Source organism: Mycobacterium sp. P2_H7, assembly GCF_056403275.1.
On the sequence record NZ_JBFUFU010000009.1, the window covers coordinates 153,583 to 171,739 of the forward strand.

The window sequence follows — 18,157 nt, forward strand, 5'->3', positions numbered from 1 at the left end:
ACATGATGGCTCAACAGCCAACGGCTGCCTACCGTTTCGATCATCCGGAAGTTATCGGCCGACTCTCAGAAATAGATTCCGGAGAACGGTGCCTCGACGCCACCGAACAGGCCGGCGGCCAGGGGGAGTGCCGCTGGGTCCTCCACCCGGACCAACCCGGCCAATGCCAGATCTCGCCAGGACGCGCCACCCAGCAGTACCGCCCCGAGCGCAGCAATGCCGATGCGTAGTTGCGGCGCGGCATCGGTGAGTTCGGCTCCGCCGCCGGATATCCCGAAAGTGGTCGAATTACGCGGCAGCAGAGGATCTTCGACACCGATGGTGACGTTGCCCGCGCCGGCATAAGCACGGGCACTCAGCACGGCCGCGACATCGACCACGCGCAACCAGGTCTCGTCCCGGGTCCCGGTCACGCGGGAGGCGCGCCGGTCGCGCAGCAACCAGGGCAGCGGGTCATCCAGCGGCAACATGCTGAAGACCAGCTTGTCCACCAGATCGAGGTCCAGCAGGAAACGCAGCAGTCCGAGGTACGCCTCCTCGGTGGGGGCGAACAGGTCGTCTACCACGACGGTGCGGTCGCTGCTGACGAACCAGGCGTCGGTGTCCACGGGGTGGTAGCGCACGAATCCGGTCTCCTCACCCGGATTGCCATGCACGGCCACATACTTCGCACCGGGGGCGGCTTCGGCCCGAAGACGCTGGCCCTGCCACCATCCGGCGGTCCGGTCGATGGTCCCTGCCCGCGGCGGTCGATTGGCAGTGTAGACACGGGGCAAGATGTCCCAGGCCTCGGTCGAATCGAGCAGGCGCACCGGTCCGCCGGAGCCGATGCCCGGCCGCAATGCCGCACGGGCGGTGAGCAATTCAACGGTGCTCGAGGAACTTGCCACTGCGTAGCCGAACCGCTCGTAGATGGTGGCTTCCGAGGCGCGCAACGTGGCGACGGCCTCGTTGCGGGCGGCGATGTCGCGTAGCTGATGCTCCAGCAGCGCGGTGGCCAGGCCGCGACGGGTGTGCGACGGCAGCACGCCCACGTGGGTCACCCCGGCATGCCCCACTTGTGCGCCGCCGGGCAGGGTGAGGGTGCTGGTGGCGGAATCCGCGGTCGCTACCAACCGCCCGTCGATGAAGGCACCGAGCGTGCGGCCCGGTTCCAGAAGCTTGCCGATGACGTCACGCTGTGCCCCGTCCAGCGGCGGGAACCCGATCATGGCAGTGCGAAAGACGTTGCCCGCCTGGATCAGATCGTCATCGGGCTCCAGGACGCGAATATCGTGGGTCACAGCAGTCCTCGTTCGTTCAACAGGGTCCCGGCACCGTCGGCGAACCGGTACGCCTCTTCGACGTGCGGGCGTGTCGCGAGAGAAGTTGCGCTCGGTGCGCGGTGCAGGAGATCGGACAACCCGGTCGTTGCGTTCAGGACGACGAAGCGAGCGCGTTGAACCGCCCCCGCGCGATCAAATCGCCCCAGATGGTGAATGCCTCGGCATGCTCGGCCGACGATGAGCCCGTCGCGATGGCGACCAGCCCGGCGGAGACGGTGCTCAGGCCGATTCCGGTCTGGCGGACCACCTGGGACAGTTCACCGAACGCGACCTCCGTCGAGCAGCCGCGCAACCCCACCAGGATGCCGATCGCGGTGTCGATGACCTTGCGGGACGGGTCGGCCGTCCGGAGTCCGGTGTGTCGCATCCGTCGATGATCACCCGCGGATCCGGCCCCGCCCAGATTTCAGCGCGAGCAGACGCAAATACCCCCTCTTTCCGCGGAAAGAGGGGGTATTTGTGACTGCCCGCGGGTTAGACGGAGCCTTCGGCGATGCGCCGCACTGCCCGCAGGAACACGTCGATCTCGTCGAAGGTGTTGTAGAAGGCGAACGACGGACGCACGGTTGCCTCCAAGCCCAACCGGCGCAGGATCGGCTGCGCGCAGTGATGTCCGGCCCGCACCGCGATGCCTTCGGAGTTGAGCGCCTTGCCCACCTCCAGTGGCTCGTGGCCCGCCAGCACGAACGACAGCACGCTGGCCTTCTCCTCGGCCGTACCGACCAGGCGCACACCTGGGATGTCGGCCAGCCTCGGGGTGGCGTATTCCAGCAGCGCATGCTCATAGGCCGCGATGCGTTCGATGCCGATCTTCTCCACGTAGCGGATCGCTTCACCCAGCCCGACGGCATCGGCGATATTGCCGGTGCCGGCTTCGAACTTGTTCGGGATGCCTTGGTAGATGGCGCGATCCAGCGTGACGTCGGCGATCATGTTGCCACCACCCTGCCAGGGCGGGGTTTCGGCCAGCGCTTCCTCGGTGCCGTACAGCACGCCGATCCCGGTGGGACCGAAGATCTTGTGCCCGGAGAACACCAGGAAGTCCGCGCCGAGGGCCTGCACGTCGATCGGGATATGCGGAACCGACTGAGCGGCATCGATGAGTACCCGGGCACCGTAGCGGTGCCCGAGCTCGACGATCTTCTCCACCGGTGTCACCGTGCCCAGCGCGTTCGAGACCTGCGTGGCGGAGACCAGCTTGGTCTTCGGTCCGAGCAGCTTCTCGAATTCGCCCAGCAGCAGATTGCCCGCATCGTCGACCGGGGCCACCTTCAGCACCGCGCCGGTCCGCTGCGAAAGAAGCTGCCAGGGAACAATATTGGCGTGGTGTTCGAGATGGGTGATGACGATCTCATCGCCCGGGCCCAGATGCTTGCCGCCCCACGCGTAGGCCACCAGGTTGATGGCCTCGGTGGTACCGCGCACGAAGATGATCTGCTCGGTCTTCGACGCGCCGATGAACCGGCGCACCGCTTCGCGCGCATCCTCATACGCGTCGGTGGCACGCGCCGCCAACTCGTGCGCCGCACGATGGATGTTGGAGTTCTCGTGCGCGTAGAAGTACGCCAGTCGGTCGATGACCGCCTGCGGCTTCTGCGTGGTCGCCGCGTTGTCGAACCAGATCAGCGGTTTGCCGTTGACGGTCTCCCGCAGGATCGGGAAATCTGCGCGGATGGCGTGGACGTCGAAGATCTCGTGGTCATCGCGGATGACCGGAACAGGTTCAGCGTGAGGCCGATTCAGGAAGTAGTAGCCGTCGGCATCTTGTGAAGCAGGTGCGGCACCGGTCCATCCCAGATCCGGGACGTCCGGGACCGCGCCCGGCCACACCGGAGCTGATCCGCGAGGCGCGGGGGGCGCAGACGGCGGGGCCGCCAGCACACCCGGCGCCGTCGGCACCAGACCCGTCGGCACCGCGAACGCTTCCAGTCCGCCGATCGGAGCGATGGGGCTGACGGCGTTACCCCTGGGCGCCACCGGAGCCACACCCGGCGGAATGCCTTCGGGCCCAGGCGATGTCGGGGCCGGAATGTTCACTTCCGGTACCGATACGAACTCGGCCGGAGTGGCCGGATGCGCGGCTCCCGCGGCGGTGGACCCCGCCGAGGTCGCCGTGGTGACATCCGGTGCCACCCCGCGCGGGGCCACCTGGGTGGTCGCGGGCGGACTGTCCGGGCCGGGCCGGATGCTCGTCGCGAACAACTGGGTGGCCAGCGCCGACAGCTCGGCTTCGCTTATCGGCAGCTCGCCTTCGGCGTCAAGGGAACGGTACTCACTTGTACTCATGGAACTGGTCCACAGCGACATCGTCCAGCACCGCGAGCGCATCGTCGGTGAGCACCGCCAGCGACGAGTACAGGGTGACCAGATACGACGCGATGGCCGACCGGTTGATGCCGGTGAACCGCACCGACAGGCCTGGGGCCTGCTCGCCGACCAGTCCGGGCTGGAACAGCCCGACCACGCCTTGGCGCTCCTCGCCGGTGCGGACCAGGATGAACTTCGTCTTACCGTCGGTGACCGGGACCTTGTCCGAGGGCACGATCGGGATACCGCGCCAGGTGATGAACTGGGCGCCGAACAGGCTGACCACTGGCGGCGGGACACCGCGCCGGGTGGCTTCCCGGCCGAACGCGGCCACCCCGAGCGGGTTGGTGAGGAAGAACGCGGGCGTCTTCCATACCTTGGTGATCAGTGAGTCCAGGTCATCCGGGGTGGGGGTGCCGACCCGGGTGGAGATGGTCTGCTCCGGGGTGACCTGCGACAGCAGGCCGTACTCCGGATTGTTGACCAGCTCGAACTCCTGGCGTTCCTTGATGGTCTCGATGGTCAGCCGCAGCTGCTGGGCGACCTGGTCGTGCGGGCTGGAGTACAGATCCGACACCCGGGTGTGCACGTCGAGCAGCGTCGAGATGGACCGCAGCGTGTATTCGCGGGGGCTCGTCTCGTAGTCGACGTAGGTCTCCGGCAGTGGCGCGTCGGTGCCGACGCCCTCGTCGGCGTGAATGGCGACCTGTTCCGGGTTGACCACCCGGTTGACCCGGTAGATACCGGCTTCGACAGGTACCCAGGACAGCAGGTGCAGGAGGAAGCGGGGGGTGATGGTCGACAGCTGCGGGACTGTCTTGGTGGCGTTGGCAAGCTGCCTGGCGGCGGAATCGCCGAGCGCTTGCGATTCGTTCTGGGCAGACGTCATGGTGCTACCTCCGACGGGGTTCTGTTGTGTGATGCGGCGGCCACGATACGGCCAATTCGATACAGCCACATGATTAGCACGCACCGAGAGTGAAAACTTCGGGGGCAGGGTGCCGTTCATCGATGTTTGCCGTATGGTAGGCCGCATGTCGTACGACGACCGGATGCAGCGCGCCACCGCGCGGCCCGTCGTCGTGCTGTGTTGTTGTTGTTGATTTTCTGACGCCGGCCCTCTGCGTGTCTGCCCGCCCAATCTCTGGCGGCGCATGGATACGCGCTCTCCACAGCCACCAGAAAGCAACACCCGATGTCTGTCACATCTCTGCGCGCCGCAACCCGCCCCGCTGTCGCCGTGCGCCGTGTCGTGCGCCGCGACGCCGAGATCACCCGGATGACCCGCTACCGCGGCGGCACGTTCTCCCCGACCGTCGACACCATCGTGTTCGCCGACGGGAGCACCGCGCGCACCGACCTGATCAGGCTCAATCCGAATTTCGACGCGTATTCACTGGACTTCCTGGGGGTGTCACCCACCCGCCCGTCGCGCTACCGGCCGGCGAACTGGTCCGCCGTACCGAACGTCGCGGCGCGTGCCTATGAGGCCGAGGTCGACTGGATCATCCGCAACTCGTTCCCGACGCTGGGCACCGTCGAACTGAGCCGCCGGGTGCGCGCGGCCGGCTACGCGCTCGGCGGATCGCACCTGGCCGAGCACGAGGCCATCGCAGCCACGCAGGCGGCGATCTGGCACTTCACCAACGGGTTGCGGTTGGACAACCGGCCGCTCAACGTTCCGGTCTCCGTCAGCACGGGCGCGGACACGATGACCTTCGAGTTCGACGGCGAGCCCCAATTAGGAAGCTACACAGTCGAACTCAATACCGACGGCACCGCCACCCTGATGCTGCAGAAGTCGGCAGACGGCCGCCGCTGGCGTGACGTCGCGGGTTCGGAACTGAACGTGTCGGCAGGCACCGGCCGACACCGGGTCACCCTCGGCGTGGGTGCGACCACCTCGGATACCCGTCCGGGCCGACCGCATCGGGGTTACCGCTTCTACCGGCTGCAGGTGATCGCCCACCCAGGGGTCAGCGTCGACATCGACGAGGTGGCCTTCTCCCTCGACGGGTCCGGCAACTACCGCAACGCCGATCGCGTCGTCGCGATGTATGACTACCTGTTGGCCGGCGCCGACACAGCCCGTCGGCTCACGGTGGTGCCGCGGCTCGCCGCCGACCGAACCGTCCTCGACGCCGACGGAATCCTCGGCCCGTTCCGCTTCGACGCCACCGACACCGCGGCACTCTCCGCGACCGGCGGCACCCTCGTCGAGCGGGACGGCACCCCGATCGCCGGTCCGGTCGAACCCGGCCGTGAGATCTACCTGCGCCCCGMGGGGCGCACCGGCCAGATCGTGGTGACCGCCAGCGTGCCCGCCGCGTCCAACGGATTCGGTGGCCGCGTCATCACCGGCGTCGCCTACGACGACCACCGCCTCACGCCTGTCGCGCTGGCGGTGCCGACGCCGACGGTGATCGACTTCGAGATCAGCTACTGACGCGCGCTCACATGGGAGCGTTCGCCGGCTGGAACACCCCGGTGCTGTCGGCTTCCTCCTCGGCGCGGATGACGTGCACGACGGCGTTGATCAGCGCCAGGTGGGTGAACGCCTGCGGGAAGTTACCCAGGTGGCGGCCGGTGCGGGGCTCGATCTCCTCGGCGTACAGATGCAGCGAGCTGGCGAACGACAGCAGCCGCTCGCACAGGTGCTTGGCGCGGCTGACCTCGCCGATCTCCACCAGCGCCGACACCAGCCAGAACGAGCAGATGGTGAAGGTCCCCTCCTCACCGGACAGACCGTCGTCGGTCTCCTCGACGCGGTAGCGCAGCACCAGCCCCTCGTCGGTGAGTTCGTCGGCGATCGCCAGCACGGTGGCCCTGATCCGCGGATCGTCGGACGGCAGGAACCGGGTCAGGACTGCCAGCAGCAGCGAGGCGTCCAGTGCGTCATCGCCATAACGCTGCGTCAGCACCCCGCGGGAATCGACGCCGTGGGCCAGGATGTCGGCCTTGATCTCCTCGGCGACGTCCCGCCACTGCTGGGCGTAGGACTTCTCGCCCTGCAGTTCGGCGAGTTTCGAGCCCCGGTCGAGAGCCACCCAGCACATGATCTTGCTGGAGGTGAAGTGCTGCGGTTCGCCGCGCACCTCCCAGATGCCGCGGTCCGGTTCCTTCCAGTGCTTGATGGCCTCCTCGACCTGGTTCTTCAGCACCGGCCACAACATCTCCGGGATCTGTTCGCGGGACTTGGCGTGCAGGTACACCGAGTCGAGCATGGTGCCCCAGATATCGTGCTGCATCTGGTTGTACGCGCCGTTGCCGATGCGGACGGGCCGGGCGTTGTCGTAGCCGGACAGGTGGTTCAGCTCGTCCTCGACGAGGCTGCGTTCGCCGCCGACCCCGTACATCACCTGTAGCGGGTGCCGTTCACCGTTGTTCACGCCGGACACGTCGGCGATGAACGCGAAGAAATCGTCGGCCTCGCGATCCAGGCCCAGCGTGTACAGACCCCACAATGCGAAGGTGGAGTCGCGGATCCAGGAGTAGCGGTAGTCCCAGTTACGTTCGCCCTGAGGCGTTTCCGGCAGCGACGTGGTGGGTGCGGCGAGCAGGGCGCCGGTGGGCGAATAGGTCAGCCCCTTCAGCGTCAGCGCCGAGCGCTGGAGGTATGACCGCCAAGGATGGTCGGGGAAGTCGCCGATGTTTATCCACTGGCGCCAGGATTCGCTGGTCTTCCACATCTTCTCCGAGGCCTCTTCGAAGGTCTGCGGTGCCGGATGCTTTGACCAGGACAGTGCGACGAAGACGTTGTCGCCCTCGTTGAGCCGGGTGCGGGCGCGAGCCTCGTGGCCTTCCAGGCCGATGCGCAGGTTGGTGGTCAGCCGCAGGGTCGGGTGGGCCTCGGGGTCCTTGTGCGAGCGGGCGATGGCCTCCCCGTAGGCGGCCGCCGAGTATTCCCAGGTCGCGGGCTGGCGTCCATAATCGAAGGAAGGCTCGCAGTTCATCACCAGTTCGACCACGCCGGACACGCAGCGCACGGTGCGCAGCAGGATGTGCTCGGCATCCCAGTCCATCGGCGTGCGCCGATGGGTGCGGGACCGGGTGTCGATGTCATGCCAGGGACCCATCACCAGGGCGTCGCGGACGATCATCCAGCCGGTGTGGGTCTGCCAGGTGGTCTCCATGATCAGGGAGCCGGGCAGGTAGCGCCGCGCGGAGGGCACGCTGACGCCGTAGGGGGCCAGCCGGAAGTGTCCGGCGCCGCGATCCAGGATGGCGCCGAACACGCTGGGGGAGTCCGGGCGCGGCACACACATCCATTCCACGGAGCCGGCCGCGGAGATCAGGCAGGTGTTCTCGCAATCGGACAGGAACGCGTAATCCGCGATCGGCGGGAACGGATTCCGCAGTGCGCCACCCCCCGATGTGTACGGGACGTTTGCCGTGACGGAGAGCGGGGCCTCGCTGTCGGTGTGTTCCAGGACCATGCCGGACATCATCGACCGCCGGACGGCCCGCCGTCCACCGATAGGGGGTACCGATTCAGCGTCTGGCGAACGCCGGGATGTGCTCGGGAAGCGGCCCGATGGCCACGCCGTAGCCGGCGATGCTGCGCAGCAACGGGATTCGGCCGAAAATGCGGACGGGCGTGGGCGCGGCGGTCGAGGCGCCACCGATGGTTGCCTCGATCACCTTGGCGTGGACGACTCGCTGCACGCCCTGGATCACCGCGGTCGGCCCCCAGCGCCTGGCTTGCACCCGTGCAAGATGGCGCGTCGTCACCCGGCCGGCGCGCAACGGATCGGCCAGCATCCGGCCGGCCGCGACGGCGTCGGCCMCCGCCAGATTGATGCCGACGCCGCCGACGGGGGACATCGCGTGGGCGGCATCGCCGATCAGCAGTAGGCCCTCGGTGTACCACCGGTGCAGCCGGTTGAGCTGCACATCGAGCAGCTTCACGTCGTCGAAACTGGTGAGCGTGTCCATCCGGTCGGCCAGCCACGGCACCAACTCCGTCGCGGCGCGGTGCAGGGCCTCGATGCCCTCGGCGCGCAGCCGGGCGTCGCTGCCCTTCGGGATGACGTAGGCACACTGGTAGTAGTCGCCGCGGTCGATCGCGATCATCATGTGGCCGGCGCCGAGCATTCCCGCCAGGCCCGGCGGATCCTGCTCGTGGCGGGGCAGCCGGAACCACCAGACGTCCATCGGCGCACCGAAACTCTTGGGCACCAACCCCATTCCGTCGCGCAGCGTCGATCCGCGGCCGTCGCAGGCGACCGTCAGGTCGGCGCGCATCTCGCCGATCTCGCCGTCGGGGCCGCGGTAGCGCACCCCGGTCACCGTGTCTCCGGACCTGATCGGCCCCAGCACCTCGGTACTGCGCAACAGCGTGAAGCTCGGCTCCCGCTCGGCCGCAGCGGCCAACAGCTCCAGGAAATCCCACTGCGGCACCAGGGCGATGTGCTTGTGCCGGCCCGGGAGATGGCGCAGGTCGATGTTCACCGGGGTGCCCTGCACGGACATGCTGATGGTGTCGATCAACCGGTGCGGTACAGCCTCGAAGGCGGGGCCCAATCCGAGTTCGTCGAGGTCGCGCAAGGTGCTGGCGTGCACCGTGTCACCACGGAAGTCGCGCAGGAAGTCGGCGTGCTTCTCCATGACGGTGACGTCCACTCCGGCCCTGGCCAGGACCAGACCCAGCATCATTCCGGCGGGGCCGCCACCGGCGACCAGGCATCCGGTGGCGTCGGCGATTGTCGGCATGGCCCCATGGTGGCACTACTGTGATCCGCATGGGCGGGATCCTCAGCTGGTGGGACGGCGTCGAATTGTGGCTGTCCGGGCTGGGCTTCGTCGCCCAGACCGCGGTGGTGATGCCCGTCGTGCTCGCGCTGGCCTACGGCGTCGCGGTGGTGCTCGACGGTGCGCTGGGCAACGGCATCAAACTGCTGAGCCGGGCCCGCCATCAGGACGGAGATCCCCGGTGAACCAGATGCCGCGGTCGCGCGTGACGCTGATCTTGTTCATCCTCGTCGCTCTGGTGCTCGTGACCTGGTACTTCACTCGCTGAAGCGGTGTCGGCCACACTCCTATAGCGGACTGAGTCACGTCTGTTAGGCTTCGCGCCATGCCCGCAGCGTCCGACAGCACGACGAGCCATGTCATGGCTCTGTCTGTCGTTGATTTCTGCGCAGGCATTTCTGTGCACTGTTGTCGCTGACCCCAACCCGTCCCGCGGTTTGGCGTCGGTTGTGGCTGCAATGCGGCCATGGTTCCCCGGCCAATTCCTCCGTCGTGACGGGCTCGCTTCCGCCCCACCCCGTCACATGTAAGGAAAGGCCTCAAATGTCCAACAGCAACAAGTCGCGCTGGAGCGCGGCCGCAGCCCTCGCCTTGTCGGCGACCATGCTCGCCGCGTGCGGCGGTGGGGGATCCAGCGACGTCGCCGGAGACACCGGCGGTCAGAAGGCCGACACCACACTGACACTGGTGGCCTACGCGGTGCCGGAGCCCGGCTGGAGCAAGATCATCCCGGCGTTCGCCGCCACCCCTGAGGGCAAAGGCGTCGCGGTGACGACGTCCTACGGCGCCTCCGGCGACCAGTCCCGCGGTGTGGTCGACGGCAAGCCCGCCGACATCGTCAACTTCTCCGTCGAGCCGGACGTCACCCGCCTGGTGAAGGCGGACAAGGTCGCCAAGGACTGGAACTCCGACGCCACCAAGGGCATCCCCTTCGGGTCCGTCGTGTCGCTGGTCGTGCGCAAGGGCAACCCCAAAGGCATCAAGGACTGGGACGATCTGCTCAAGCCCGGCATCGAGGTCGTCACGCCCAGCCCGCTGAGCTCGGGTTCGGCCAAGTGGAACCTGCTGGCGCCGTACGCCGCGAAGAGCAACGGCGGCAAGGACTCGGCGGCCGGCATCGACTTCGTCAACAAGCTGGTCACCGACCACGTCAAGACTCGGCCGGGCTCCGGCCGTGAGGCCACCGACGTGTTCCTGCAGGGCACCGGTGACGTGCTGATCAGCTACGAGAACGAGGCGATCAACGTCGAGCGCCAGGGCAAGGACGTCGAGCACATCAACCCGCCGCAGACCTTCAAGATCGAGAACCCGGTCGCCGTCGTGAGCACGGGCGCACACCTGCAGCAGGCCACCGCGTTGAAGAACTTCCTGTACACCGCCGACGGCCAGAAGCTGTGGGCCGAGGCCGGGTTCCGCCCGGTTGATCCCGCCGTGGCCGCCGACTTCGCCAAGGACTTCCCGACTCCGGAGAAGCTGTGGACCATCGCCGAGCTGGGCGGCTGGAAGGACGTCGACCCGGCGCTGTTCGACAAGGACAATGGCAGCATCACCAAGATCTACAAGCAGGCCACCGGATGACATCTGCGGTAACCGGCGCGGTCGCCCCGGGAGCTCCGGCTCCCGGGGCGACCTCCAACGCGGCGCTGGAGTCCTACAAGGTCACCCTGTCCGTCTCGATCGGTGTCACCTTGGTGAACCTGGTGTTCGGCCTGCTGGTGGCGTGGACGTTCACCCGCGACGATTTTCCCGGTAAGCGCCTGGTCGATGCGGTCATCGATCTGCCGTTCGCGCTGCCGACCATCGTCGCCAGCCTCGTGATGCTGGCGCTCTACGGTCCCAACAGTCCGGTGGATCTGCACCTGCAGCACACCAAATGGGGCATCGGCGTGGCGCTGCTGTTCGTCACGCTGCCGTTCGTGGTGCGATCGGTACAGCCGGTACTGCTCGAACTCGACCGCGACGTCGAGGAAGCGGCGGCCTCGCTGGGCGCCAACAGCTTCACCATTCTGACCAAGATCATCCTGCCCGCGCTGCTGCCGTCCCTGCTGTCCGGCGCAGGTCTGGCATTCTCCCGAGCCATCGGTGAGTTCGGGTCGGTGGTGCTCATCGGCGGTGCAGTGCCCGGCGAGACCGAGGTGTCCTCACAGTGGATCCGCACCCTGATCGAGAACGACGACCGCACCGGCGCCGCGGCCATCTCCATTGTGCTGCTGCTGGTTTCGTTCGTGGTTCTGTTCGTCCTGCGGGCGGTCGGTTCGCGCGCTGCCAAGCGTGAGGAATTGGCGAAATGACGCTCTCGCCGCCGGTGCGCTACCTGGTGCGATTTCTGGCGCTGGCCTACATCGCCATCCTGGTGATCGTGCCGGTCGGCCTGATTCTGTGGCGCACCTTCGAACCGGGTATCGGCGCGTTCTTCGCGTCGATCTCCACCCCGGCCGCCATCTCCGCCCTGCAGCTGTCCCTGCTGGTCGTGGCGATCGTGGTGCCGCTCAACGTGCTGTTCGGGGTGCCGACGGCACTGGTGCTGGCCCGCAACAAGTTCCGCGGCAAGAGTGCACTGCAGGCGGTCATCGACCTGCCGTTCGCCGTGTCTCCCGTCGTCGTCGGTGTGGCGCTGATCCTGTTGTGGGGCAGTGCCGGTCTGCTCGGGTTCGTCGAGAACAATCTCGGCTTGAAGATCATCTTCGGCCTGCCCGGCATCATCCTGGCCAGCATCTTCGTCACCGTCCCGTTCGTCATCCGAGAGGTCGAACCGGTACTGCACGAGTTGGGCACCGACCAGGAGGAAGCGGCCGCCACACTGGGCTCACAATGGTGGCAGACCTTCTGGCGGATCACCCTGCCGTCCATCCGATGGGGTCTGACCTACGGAATCGTGCTCACGATCGCACGAACCCTCGGTGAGTTCGGTGCGGTGATCATGGTGTCGTCGAACCTGCCCGGCACCTCGCAGACACTCACCCTGCTGGTGGCCGACCGCTACAGCCGCGGACAGGAGTACGGAGCCTATGCGGTCTCGACACTGCTGATGACGGTCGCGGTGTTTGTCCTCGTCGTTCAGGTGATTCTCGACGCCCGGCGTGCCCGGGCTGCAAAATAGTGGCCTAGGAGGACACAGTGACTTCCCAAAAGACTGGTAATGCCATCACCGTCAAGGGCGCGAACAAGCGCTACGGCGACTTCGTGGCTCTGGACAACATCGACTTCGTCGTGCCGGATGGATCGCTGACCGCCCTGCTGGGTCCCAGTGGTTCAGGCAAGTCCACCCTGCTGCGCGCCATAGCCGGCCTGGACACCCCCGACACCGGTGAGATCACCATCAAGGGCAAGGACGTCACCGGGGTGCCGCCGCAGCGGCGCGGGATCGGCTTCGTCTTCCAGCACTACGCGGCGTTCAAGCATCTGACGGTGCGCGACAACGTTGCGTTCGGCCTCAAGATCCGCAAGCGGCCCAAGGCCGAGATCAAGGACAAGGTCGACAACCTGCTCGAGGTGGTGGGGCTTGCCGGGTTCCAGACCCGCTATCCGAATCAGCTCTCCGGCGGCCAGCGCCAGCGCATGGCACTGGCCCGCGCACTCGCGGTGGACCCCGAAGTGCTGCTACTCGACGAGCCGTTCGGCGCCCTGGATGCCAAGGTCCGCGAAGATCTGCGGACCTGGCTGCGCCGGTTGCACGACGAGGTGCACGTCACCACGGTGCTGGTGACCCACGACCAGGCCGAGGCGCTGGACGTCGCCGACCGGATCGCGGTGCTCAACAAGGGCCGCATCGAGCAGGTCGGTTCGCCCACCCAGGTGTACGACGAGCCGGCCAACGCGTTCGTCATGTCCTTCCTCGGGACGGTCGCCTCGCTCAACGGCTCACTGGTACGTCCGCACGACATCCGGGTGGGACGCAATCCCGAACTTGCCATCGCGGGTGCCGACCCGAACGTGGCGGCCACCGGGGTGATCAGGGCAGTCATCGACCGGGTGGTGACGCTGGGCTTCGAGGTTCGCATCGAGCTGACCAGTGCGACCGACAACGTCCCGTTCATTGCGCAGATCACCCGCGGTGACGCCGAGGCGCTCGGTCTCAAAGCCGGTGACACCGTGTATGTCCGCGCTACCCGGGTGCCGAGCCTGGCCGGCGAGCCGCAACAGGAAGTATCGCTGTCCGGCGTCTGATCAGGCGGCGGCGCGGGCAGCGCGGACCGCATCGAAGCGGTCGAGCACCGTCTCGGCCACCAGCCGGTGCGGTCCCAGCGGCTGCGCCATCGGGATGCTCTGCGCCGCAGCAAAGTTGGTCACCCGGTCGGTGATCCGGCCGGGTGCCAGGAACCACGGCGCGATCATCAGCCGTTCGGCGCCGCGGGCTCGGAGCCGATCGGCGACTTCGGCCAGGTTCGGGTGCGGTCCGGCCGCGAAGGCGGTGTCCGCTGTCCACCTGGTGTGCGCGACCAGTTGGTCGGCGACGGTCCGGGTACGCGAATTCGCTTCCGCCCGTGACGAACCCACGGCGGTGACGATGACACCGACACCGTCGAGTTGGGACACCCCGGCCTCGGCGATCCGTCGGCGCAACACGGCCACCAGTTGCTCGTCCTCGCCGAGTACGTCGGCCTGGCGGGCGTCGACGCCTGCCTCGGCGATCATCGCGGGGATGTCCACGCGTGCGTGGTAGGCGTCGGCGAGCAGTAGCGGGGTGACCACCGCCCGATCGCCGACGGTCCGTAGCACGTCCACCAGATTCGGCGAATTCTGTTCGCAGAAGGCCGAAACCACCTCGATGCCGGGTCTGATCCGGCGGATGGTGTCGGCCACCGCGTGCGTTGACGCGGCAGAGCGGGGATCGGCGCTACCGTGCGCGGTGAGCACCAGAACGCTCATGACGCGTGCAGACCGCATTCGGTCTTGGAGTTCCCGGCCCAGCGACCGCTGCGCGGATCGGCGCCCTCCACCGGCTTGCTGGTGCACGGCGCGCACCCGATCGACGGATAGCCCTCGTGCACCAGGGGATTGACCAGAATGCCCTGGTCGTCGATGTAATTCTGCATCTCGTCGTCGGTCCACGCCGCCAGCGGGTTGATCTTCACCAGACCGAAGGCCTCGTCGAAGCTGATCAGTGGTGCGTTCGCGCGCGTCGGCGCCTCGACGCGGCGGATACCGGTGACCCACGCCGAGAACCCCTTGAGCGCCTTGCTCAGCGGCTCGACCTTGCGCAACCGGCAGCATTCGCCGGGGTTGCGGGAAAACAGGTCCTTGCCCAGCAGCGTGTCCTGCTCGGCGACGCTGTGCTCGGGGGTGACGTTGTGCACCTTCACGTCGTAGACGGCTTCGACGGCGTCGCGGGTGCCGATGGTCTCCACGAAGTGGTAACCGGTATCGAGGAACATCACGTCGACGCCCGGGCGGACCTTCGCGGCCAGCGCGACGAGCACCGCATCTTGCATGTTGGATGCCACGATGTAGTCACCGCGGAAGTTCCGATCGGTCCAGCGCAGCAGGTCCATCGCGCCCGCGCCGTCGAGTTCTTTGGCGCCGCGCTCGGCGATACCCCGCAAGTTCTCCTCGGTCATCAACGCGTTGTCACTCATCGTTACCTCAAATCCGCTTCGTCGGCCCGCACGGCCCACTGGGCGAAACGCTCACCGGGCTCGCGTTGTTTCACGAAGTTGCGTGTGACACGTTCGATGTACTCGCCGACCTCGGTGGAGAGCACCTTGTGCTGGCGCAACTTGCGGCCGAAACCGCTGTCCAGGCCCAGGCTGCCGCCCAGATGCACCTGGAAACCCTCTTCGGGGCCGTTGCCGTCGTCGACCATCTGGCCCTTGAAGCCGATATCGGCGACCTGGATGCGGGCGCACGAGTTGGGGCAGCCGTTCAGGTTGACCGTGATCGGCACGTCGAGCTCGGCGTTGATGTCCTCCAGCCGTGCTTCCAGGTCGGGGACCAGGCTCTGCGCGCGGACCCGGGTCTCGGCGAAGGACAGCTTGCAGAATTCGATGCCCGTGCAGGCCATCAGGTTGCGCCGCCAGTGCGACGGGGCCGACGGCAGCCCGAGGGCGTCCAGCTCGGTCCGCAGGTACTCGACCTTCTCGTCGGGGACGTCGAGGATGATCAGCTTCTGGTAGGGCGTGAAACGGATACGGTCCGAGCCGATGGATTCGGCCAGGTCGGCGACCTTGGTCAGGATGGTGCCCGAAACCCGGCCCGCGACCGGCGCCACGCCGACGGCGTTCAGGCCGTTCTTCAACCGCTGCACGCCGACGTGGTCGATGGGACGGGTGACCGGCTCCGGGGCGGGGCCGTCGATCAGCGGGCGCTTGAGGTACTCGGTCTCGAGAACCTCCCTGAACTTCTCGACGCCCCAGTCCTTGACCAGGAACTTCAGCCGGGCCTTGGCCCGCAGGCGGCGGTAGCCGTAGTCGCGGAAGATGCTGACGACGCCTTCCCAGACGTCGGGCACCTCATCCAGCGGCACCCACACACCGACCCGCTGCGCCAGCATCGGGTTGGTCGACAGCCCGCCGCCGACCCAGAGATCGAAGCCGGGGCCGTGCTCGGGATGATTCACTCCGATGAACGCGACGTCGTTGACCTCGTGCACGACATCCTGCAGACCCGAGATGGCGGTCTTGAACTTGCGCGGCAGGTTGGCGTATTCCTTCTTGCCGATGTAGCGCCTGACGATCTCGTCGACGGCCGGTGTGCCGTCGATGACCTCGTCGAGCGATTCGCCGGCCAGCGGGGAACCGAGCACCACGCGGGGGCAGTCGCCGCACGCCTGGGTGGTCTGCAGGCCGACGGCGTCGAGGCGGCGCCAGATCTCCGGCATGTTCTCGACCCCGATCCAGTGGTACTGGATGTTCTCGCGGTCGGAGATGTCGGCGGTGTCGCGGGCGAACTCCGTGGAGATGCCGCCGAGTGTCCGCAGCGACGCCGCGGTCAGTGCTCCGCCGTCGCTGCGTACCCGCAGCATGAAGTACTCGTCTTCGAGCATGTCGGTGTTCTCGTCACCGGTCCAAGTGCCGTCGTAGCCGGGCTTACGCTGGGTGTAGAGCCCCCACCAGCGGAAACGGCCGCGAAGGTCGCCCTTGTCGATGCTCTCGAAACCGCCGGGGGCGTAGATGTTCTCGATGCGTTCCCGCACGTTGAGCGGATGGTCGTCCTTCTTGGCCTGCTCATTTGCGTTCAGCGGCTCGCGGTAGCCGAGGGCCCACTGGCCCTCACCGCGTGGACGCTTGACCGGCTTGGCAGTCGTCATGAAGGGGCTCCTTAGTGGAGGAGCCGGCGGAGGGATCGCGCGAGGCCACCGGTGGCTGTCCGGCGGCGCAGATCCGTCGGCCAGCTGGGGGTATCAGGTGGACAGGTCTACAGCCTCAAGGCAAACAGCAACAGCTACAGGTGCGCTTGAAGTCGACATGCCGCCGTGCCACCAGTGCAATTCCGGTGGTGCTGTTGCGAGGGGCAGTCACGTCCGACATTCTGCCACGACGCCCGCCATCAGCCCTAACCGGGCCAGATTTGCGATCACGGTGAGTAAAACAGGTTCTGGGAGACTGATGGGGTGAGCGCGCCGTCGGGACCATTTGGGATCTACATCCACGTACCGTTCTGCGCGACCCGCTGCGGCTACTGCGACTTCAACACCTACACACCAGCCGAACTCGGCGGGGCCAACCCCGACGGCTGGTTGGCCGCGGTGCGCGTCGAGTTGGAGCTGGCGGCCGCGCAGGTCGGTCCGCGCCTGGTCGACACCGTGTTCGTGGGCGGTGGCACCCCGACCATGCTGGGCGGCGACGGTCTGGCCGCGGTGCTCGACGCCGTCCGGGAGCACTTCACCCTGGCGCCGGGTGCCGAGGTGACCACCGAGGCCAACCCGGAATCGAGCACGCCGGCGCTGTTCGCCCGGTTGCGCGCCGCGGGCTACACCCGGATCTCGCTGGGTATGCAGTCGGCCGCCCCGCACGTGCTGGCGGTGCTGGACCGGGTGCATTCGGCCGGCCGGGCGCCCGCGGCGGCGTTGGAGGCCCGGGCCGAAGGGTTCGAACACGTGAACCTCGACCTGATCTACGGCACGCCGGGGGAGACCGACGACGACCTGCGCCGCTCGATCGACGTGGCGCTGTCCGCGGGCGTCGACCACGTCTCGGCCTACGCGCTGATCGTCGAGGACGGCACGGCACTGGCCCGTCGGGTTCGCCGCGGCGAGCTGCCGGCGCCCGACAACGACGTGCTGGCCGACCGCTACGAGTTGCTCGACAACCGGCTCTCGGCGGGCGGGCTGCAGTGGTACGAGGTGTCCAACTGGAGCGCGCCGGGTGGGGAGTGCCGGCACAACCTGGGCTACTGGGATGGCGGCCAGTGGTGGGGTGCCGGTCCTGGCGCGCACGGCTTCGTCGACTCGACGAGGTGGTGGAACATCAAGCACCCCAACGCTTATGCGCAGGCACTCGGAGAACGGCGGCTACCCGTCGCCGATTCTGAGGACCTCGACGAGGCGGCCCGGCACACCGAGGATGTGATGTTGCGGATGCGGTTGCGCAGTGGTCTGCCGGTGGCGGTGCTCTCCGAGGACGAGCGGGGCCGCGCCGAGGTGGCCATCGGCGACGGATTGGTGACGCGTGACGCAGACCGGCTGGTGCTCACCGACCCGGGCCGGCTGCTGGCCGATGCGGTGGTGCGCACACTGCTCGACTGAGTGATTTGTGGAGTCTGACCCGTAACCATTACGGGTCGGACTCCACAAATCGCAGTCAGGCTAGGGTGTTAGGCAACCCTTACCTATGGAG

General features: G+C 67.3%; 16 protein-coding genes and 1 pseudogene. 7 read left to right on the forward strand and 10 right to left on the reverse strand.

Annotation, left to right across the window (positions count from 1 at the left end):
* Positions 1–65: 65 nt before the first annotated feature.
* From AC1DY7_RS12980 to AC1DY7_RS12995, 4 genes are all read right to left on the reverse strand, one after another.
* Entirely contained in the window at positions 66–1,283 is a 1,218-nt protein-coding gene (locus AC1DY7_RS12980) for a GNAT family N-acetyltransferase (RefSeq protein WP_477494094.1), read from the reverse strand.
* Positions 1,284–1,416: 133 nt separating this feature from the next.
* A complete protein-coding gene (locus AC1DY7_RS12985) occupies positions 1,417–1,692 on the reverse strand; it encodes an ANTAR domain-containing protein (protein ID WP_477494095.1) in 276 nt (91 codons plus the stop codon).
* Between the two features lie 107 nt (positions 1,693–1,799).
* The gene (locus tag AC1DY7_RS12990; protein ID WP_477494096.1) at positions 1,800–3,611 is read right to left on the reverse strand and encodes a family 2A encapsulin nanocompartment cargo protein cysteine desulfurase; all 1,812 of its coding nucleotides are present in this window, start codon (positions 3,609–3,611) and stop codon (positions 1,800–1,802) included.
* Positions 3,598–4,521, reverse strand: coding sequence for a family 2A encapsulin nanocompartment shell protein (locus AC1DY7_RS12995; RefSeq protein WP_477494097.1), 924 nt, complete (start codon positions 4,519–4,521; stop codon positions 3,598–3,600). Before AC1DY7_RS12995 ends, AC1DY7_RS12990 begins: the two co-directional genes overlap by 14 nt.
* 306 nt (positions 4,522–4,827) lie before the next feature.
* Here AC1DY7_RS12995 and AC1DY7_RS13000 point away from each other — a divergent pair, with 306 nt between their 5' ends.
* Positions 4,828–6,078: a thioester domain-containing protein gene (locus AC1DY7_RS13000; RefSeq protein WP_477494098.1), complete on the forward strand. Its 1,251-nt coding sequence runs from the start codon at positions 4,828–4,830 to the stop codon at positions 6,076–6,078.
* A 7-nt stretch (positions 6,079–6,085) separates the two neighbouring features.
* Here the strand turns inward: AC1DY7_RS13000 and AC1DY7_RS13005 are convergent, their stop codons facing one another.
* Together AC1DY7_RS13005 and AC1DY7_RS13010 are read right to left on the reverse strand one after the other, a co-directional pair.
* Positions 6,086–8,080, reverse strand: coding sequence for a glycoside hydrolase family 15 protein (locus AC1DY7_RS13005; RefSeq protein WP_477494099.1), 1,995 nt, complete (start codon positions 8,078–8,080; stop codon positions 6,086–6,088).
* A 43-nt stretch (positions 8,081–8,123) separates the two neighbouring features.
* Positions 8,124–9,344, reverse strand: coding sequence for an FAD-dependent oxidoreductase (locus AC1DY7_RS13010; RefSeq protein WP_477494100.1), 1,221 nt, complete (start codon positions 9,342–9,344; stop codon positions 8,124–8,126).
* 29 nt (positions 9,345–9,373) lie between these two features.
* Between AC1DY7_RS13010 and AC1DY7_RS13015 the strand changes: the two genes are divergently transcribed.
* The 5 genes and pseudogenes from AC1DY7_RS13015 to AC1DY7_RS13035 all read left to right on the forward strand — a co-directional run bounded on the left by AC1DY7_RS13015 (position 9,374) and on the right by AC1DY7_RS13035 (position 13,550).
* Positions 9,374–9,568 carry a hypothetical protein gene (locus AC1DY7_RS13015; RefSeq protein ID WP_477494101.1) on the forward strand — a complete coding sequence of 65 codons (195 nt, stop codon included), beginning with the start codon at positions 9,374–9,376 and terminating at the stop codon, positions 9,566–9,568.
* A 358-nt stretch (positions 9,569–9,926) separates the two neighbouring features.
* Entirely contained in the window at positions 9,927–10,961 is a 1,035-nt protein-coding gene (locus tag AC1DY7_RS13020; RefSeq protein WP_477494102.1) for a sulfate ABC transporter substrate-binding protein, read from the forward strand.
* Between the two features lie 50 nt (positions 10,962–11,011).
* Positions 11,012–11,674 (forward strand): annotated as a pseudogene (locus AC1DY7_RS13025) (ABC transporter permease); the annotation flags it as partial.
* Positions 11,671–12,483: a sulfate ABC transporter permease subunit CysW gene (gene cysW / locus AC1DY7_RS13030; protein ID WP_477494103.1), complete on the forward strand. Its 813-nt coding sequence runs from the start codon at positions 11,671–11,673 to the stop codon at positions 12,481–12,483. The pseudogene AC1DY7_RS13025 and the gene cysW, both read left to right, overlap by 4 nt.
* A 17-nt stretch (positions 12,484–12,500) precedes the next feature.
* Complete coding sequence (locus AC1DY7_RS13035; protein WP_477494104.1) at positions 12,501–13,550, forward strand: sulfate/molybdate ABC transporter ATP-binding protein; 1,050 nt, start codon at positions 12,501–12,503, stop codon at positions 13,548–13,550.
* On the opposite strand, the gene AC1DY7_RS13040 is transcribed toward AC1DY7_RS13035, so the two are convergent.
* From AC1DY7_RS13040 to AC1DY7_RS13055, 4 genes are all read right to left on the reverse strand, one after another.
* Positions 13,551–14,252, reverse strand: a complete 702-nt coding sequence (locus AC1DY7_RS13040; protein WP_477494105.1) for a sirohydrochlorin chelatase — start codon at positions 14,250–14,252, stop codon at positions 13,551–13,553.
* Positions 14,249–14,959 (reverse strand): phosphoadenylyl-sulfate reductase, encoded by a 711-nt coding sequence (locus AC1DY7_RS13045; protein WP_477494106.1) that lies wholly within the window; start codon positions 14,957–14,959, stop codon positions 14,249–14,251. The genes AC1DY7_RS13040 and AC1DY7_RS13045 overlap by 4 nt, the downstream gene beginning before the upstream one ends.
* A gap of 2 nt (positions 14,960–14,961) precedes the next feature.
* Positions 14,962–16,629: a nitrite/sulfite reductase gene (locus AC1DY7_RS13050; protein ID WP_477494107.1), complete on the reverse strand. Its 1,668-nt coding sequence runs from the start codon at positions 16,627–16,629 to the stop codon at positions 14,962–14,964.
* A gap of 115 nt (positions 16,630–16,744) precedes the next feature.
* Complete coding sequence (locus AC1DY7_RS13055) at positions 16,745–16,954, reverse strand: Ms4527A family Cys-rich leader peptide (RefSeq protein ID WP_477494108.1); 210 nt, start codon at positions 16,952–16,954, stop codon at positions 16,745–16,747.
* On the opposite strand from AC1DY7_RS13055, the gene hemW reads away from it, so the two are divergent.
* Positions 16,933–18,066 (forward strand): radical SAM family heme chaperone HemW, encoded by a 1,134-nt coding sequence (gene hemW / locus AC1DY7_RS13060; RefSeq protein WP_477494109.1) that lies wholly within the window; start codon positions 16,933–16,935, stop codon positions 18,064–18,066. The genes AC1DY7_RS13055 and hemW overlap by 22 nt on opposite strands.
* Positions 18,067–18,157: the final 91 nt, after the last annotated feature.

Excerpts from the sequence above, each read along its gene's own strand:
- AC1DY7_RS13015 (WP_477494101.1), top strand. The coding sequence starts at position 9,374 with ATGGGCGGGATCCTCAGCTGGTGGGACGGCGTCGAATTGTGGCTGTCC.
- AC1DY7_RS12995 (WP_477494097.1), bottom strand. The coding sequence starts at position 4,521 with ATGACGTCTGCCCAGAACGAATCGCAAGCGCTCGGCGATTCCGCCGCC.
- AC1DY7_RS13055 (WP_477494108.1), bottom strand. The coding sequence starts at position 16,954 with ATGGTCCCGACGGCGCGCTCACCCCATCAGTCTCCCAGAACCTGTTTT.
- AC1DY7_RS12990 (WP_477494096.1), bottom strand. The coding sequence starts at position 3,611 with ATGAGTACAAGTGAGTACCGTTCCCTTGACGCCGAAGGCGAGCTGCCG.
- AC1DY7_RS13050 (WP_477494107.1), bottom strand. The coding sequence starts at position 16,629 with ATGACGACTGCCAAGCCGGTCAAGCGTCCACGCGGTGAGGGCCAGTGG.
- AC1DY7_RS13020 (WP_477494102.1), top strand. The coding sequence starts at position 9,927 with ATGTCCAACAGCAACAAGTCGCGCTGGAGCGCGGCCGCAGCCCTCGCC.
- AC1DY7_RS13040 (WP_477494105.1), bottom strand. The coding sequence starts at position 14,252 with ATGAGCGTTCTGGTGCTCACCGCGCACGGTAGCGCCGATCCCCGCTCT.
- cysW (WP_477494103.1), top strand. The coding sequence starts at position 11,671 with ATGACGCTCTCGCCGCCGGTGCGCTACCTGGTGCGATTTCTGGCGCTG.
- AC1DY7_RS12985 (WP_477494095.1), bottom strand. The coding sequence starts at position 1,692 with ATGCGACACACCGGACTCCGGACGGCCGACCCGTCCCGCAAGGTCATC.
- AC1DY7_RS13005 (WP_477494099.1), bottom strand. The coding sequence starts at position 8,080 with ATGATGTCCGGCATGGTCCTGGAACACACCGACAGCGAGGCCCCGCTC.
- AC1DY7_RS13045 (WP_477494106.1), bottom strand. The coding sequence starts at position 14,959 with ATGAGTGACAACGCGTTGATGACCGAGGAGAACTTGCGGGGTATCGCC.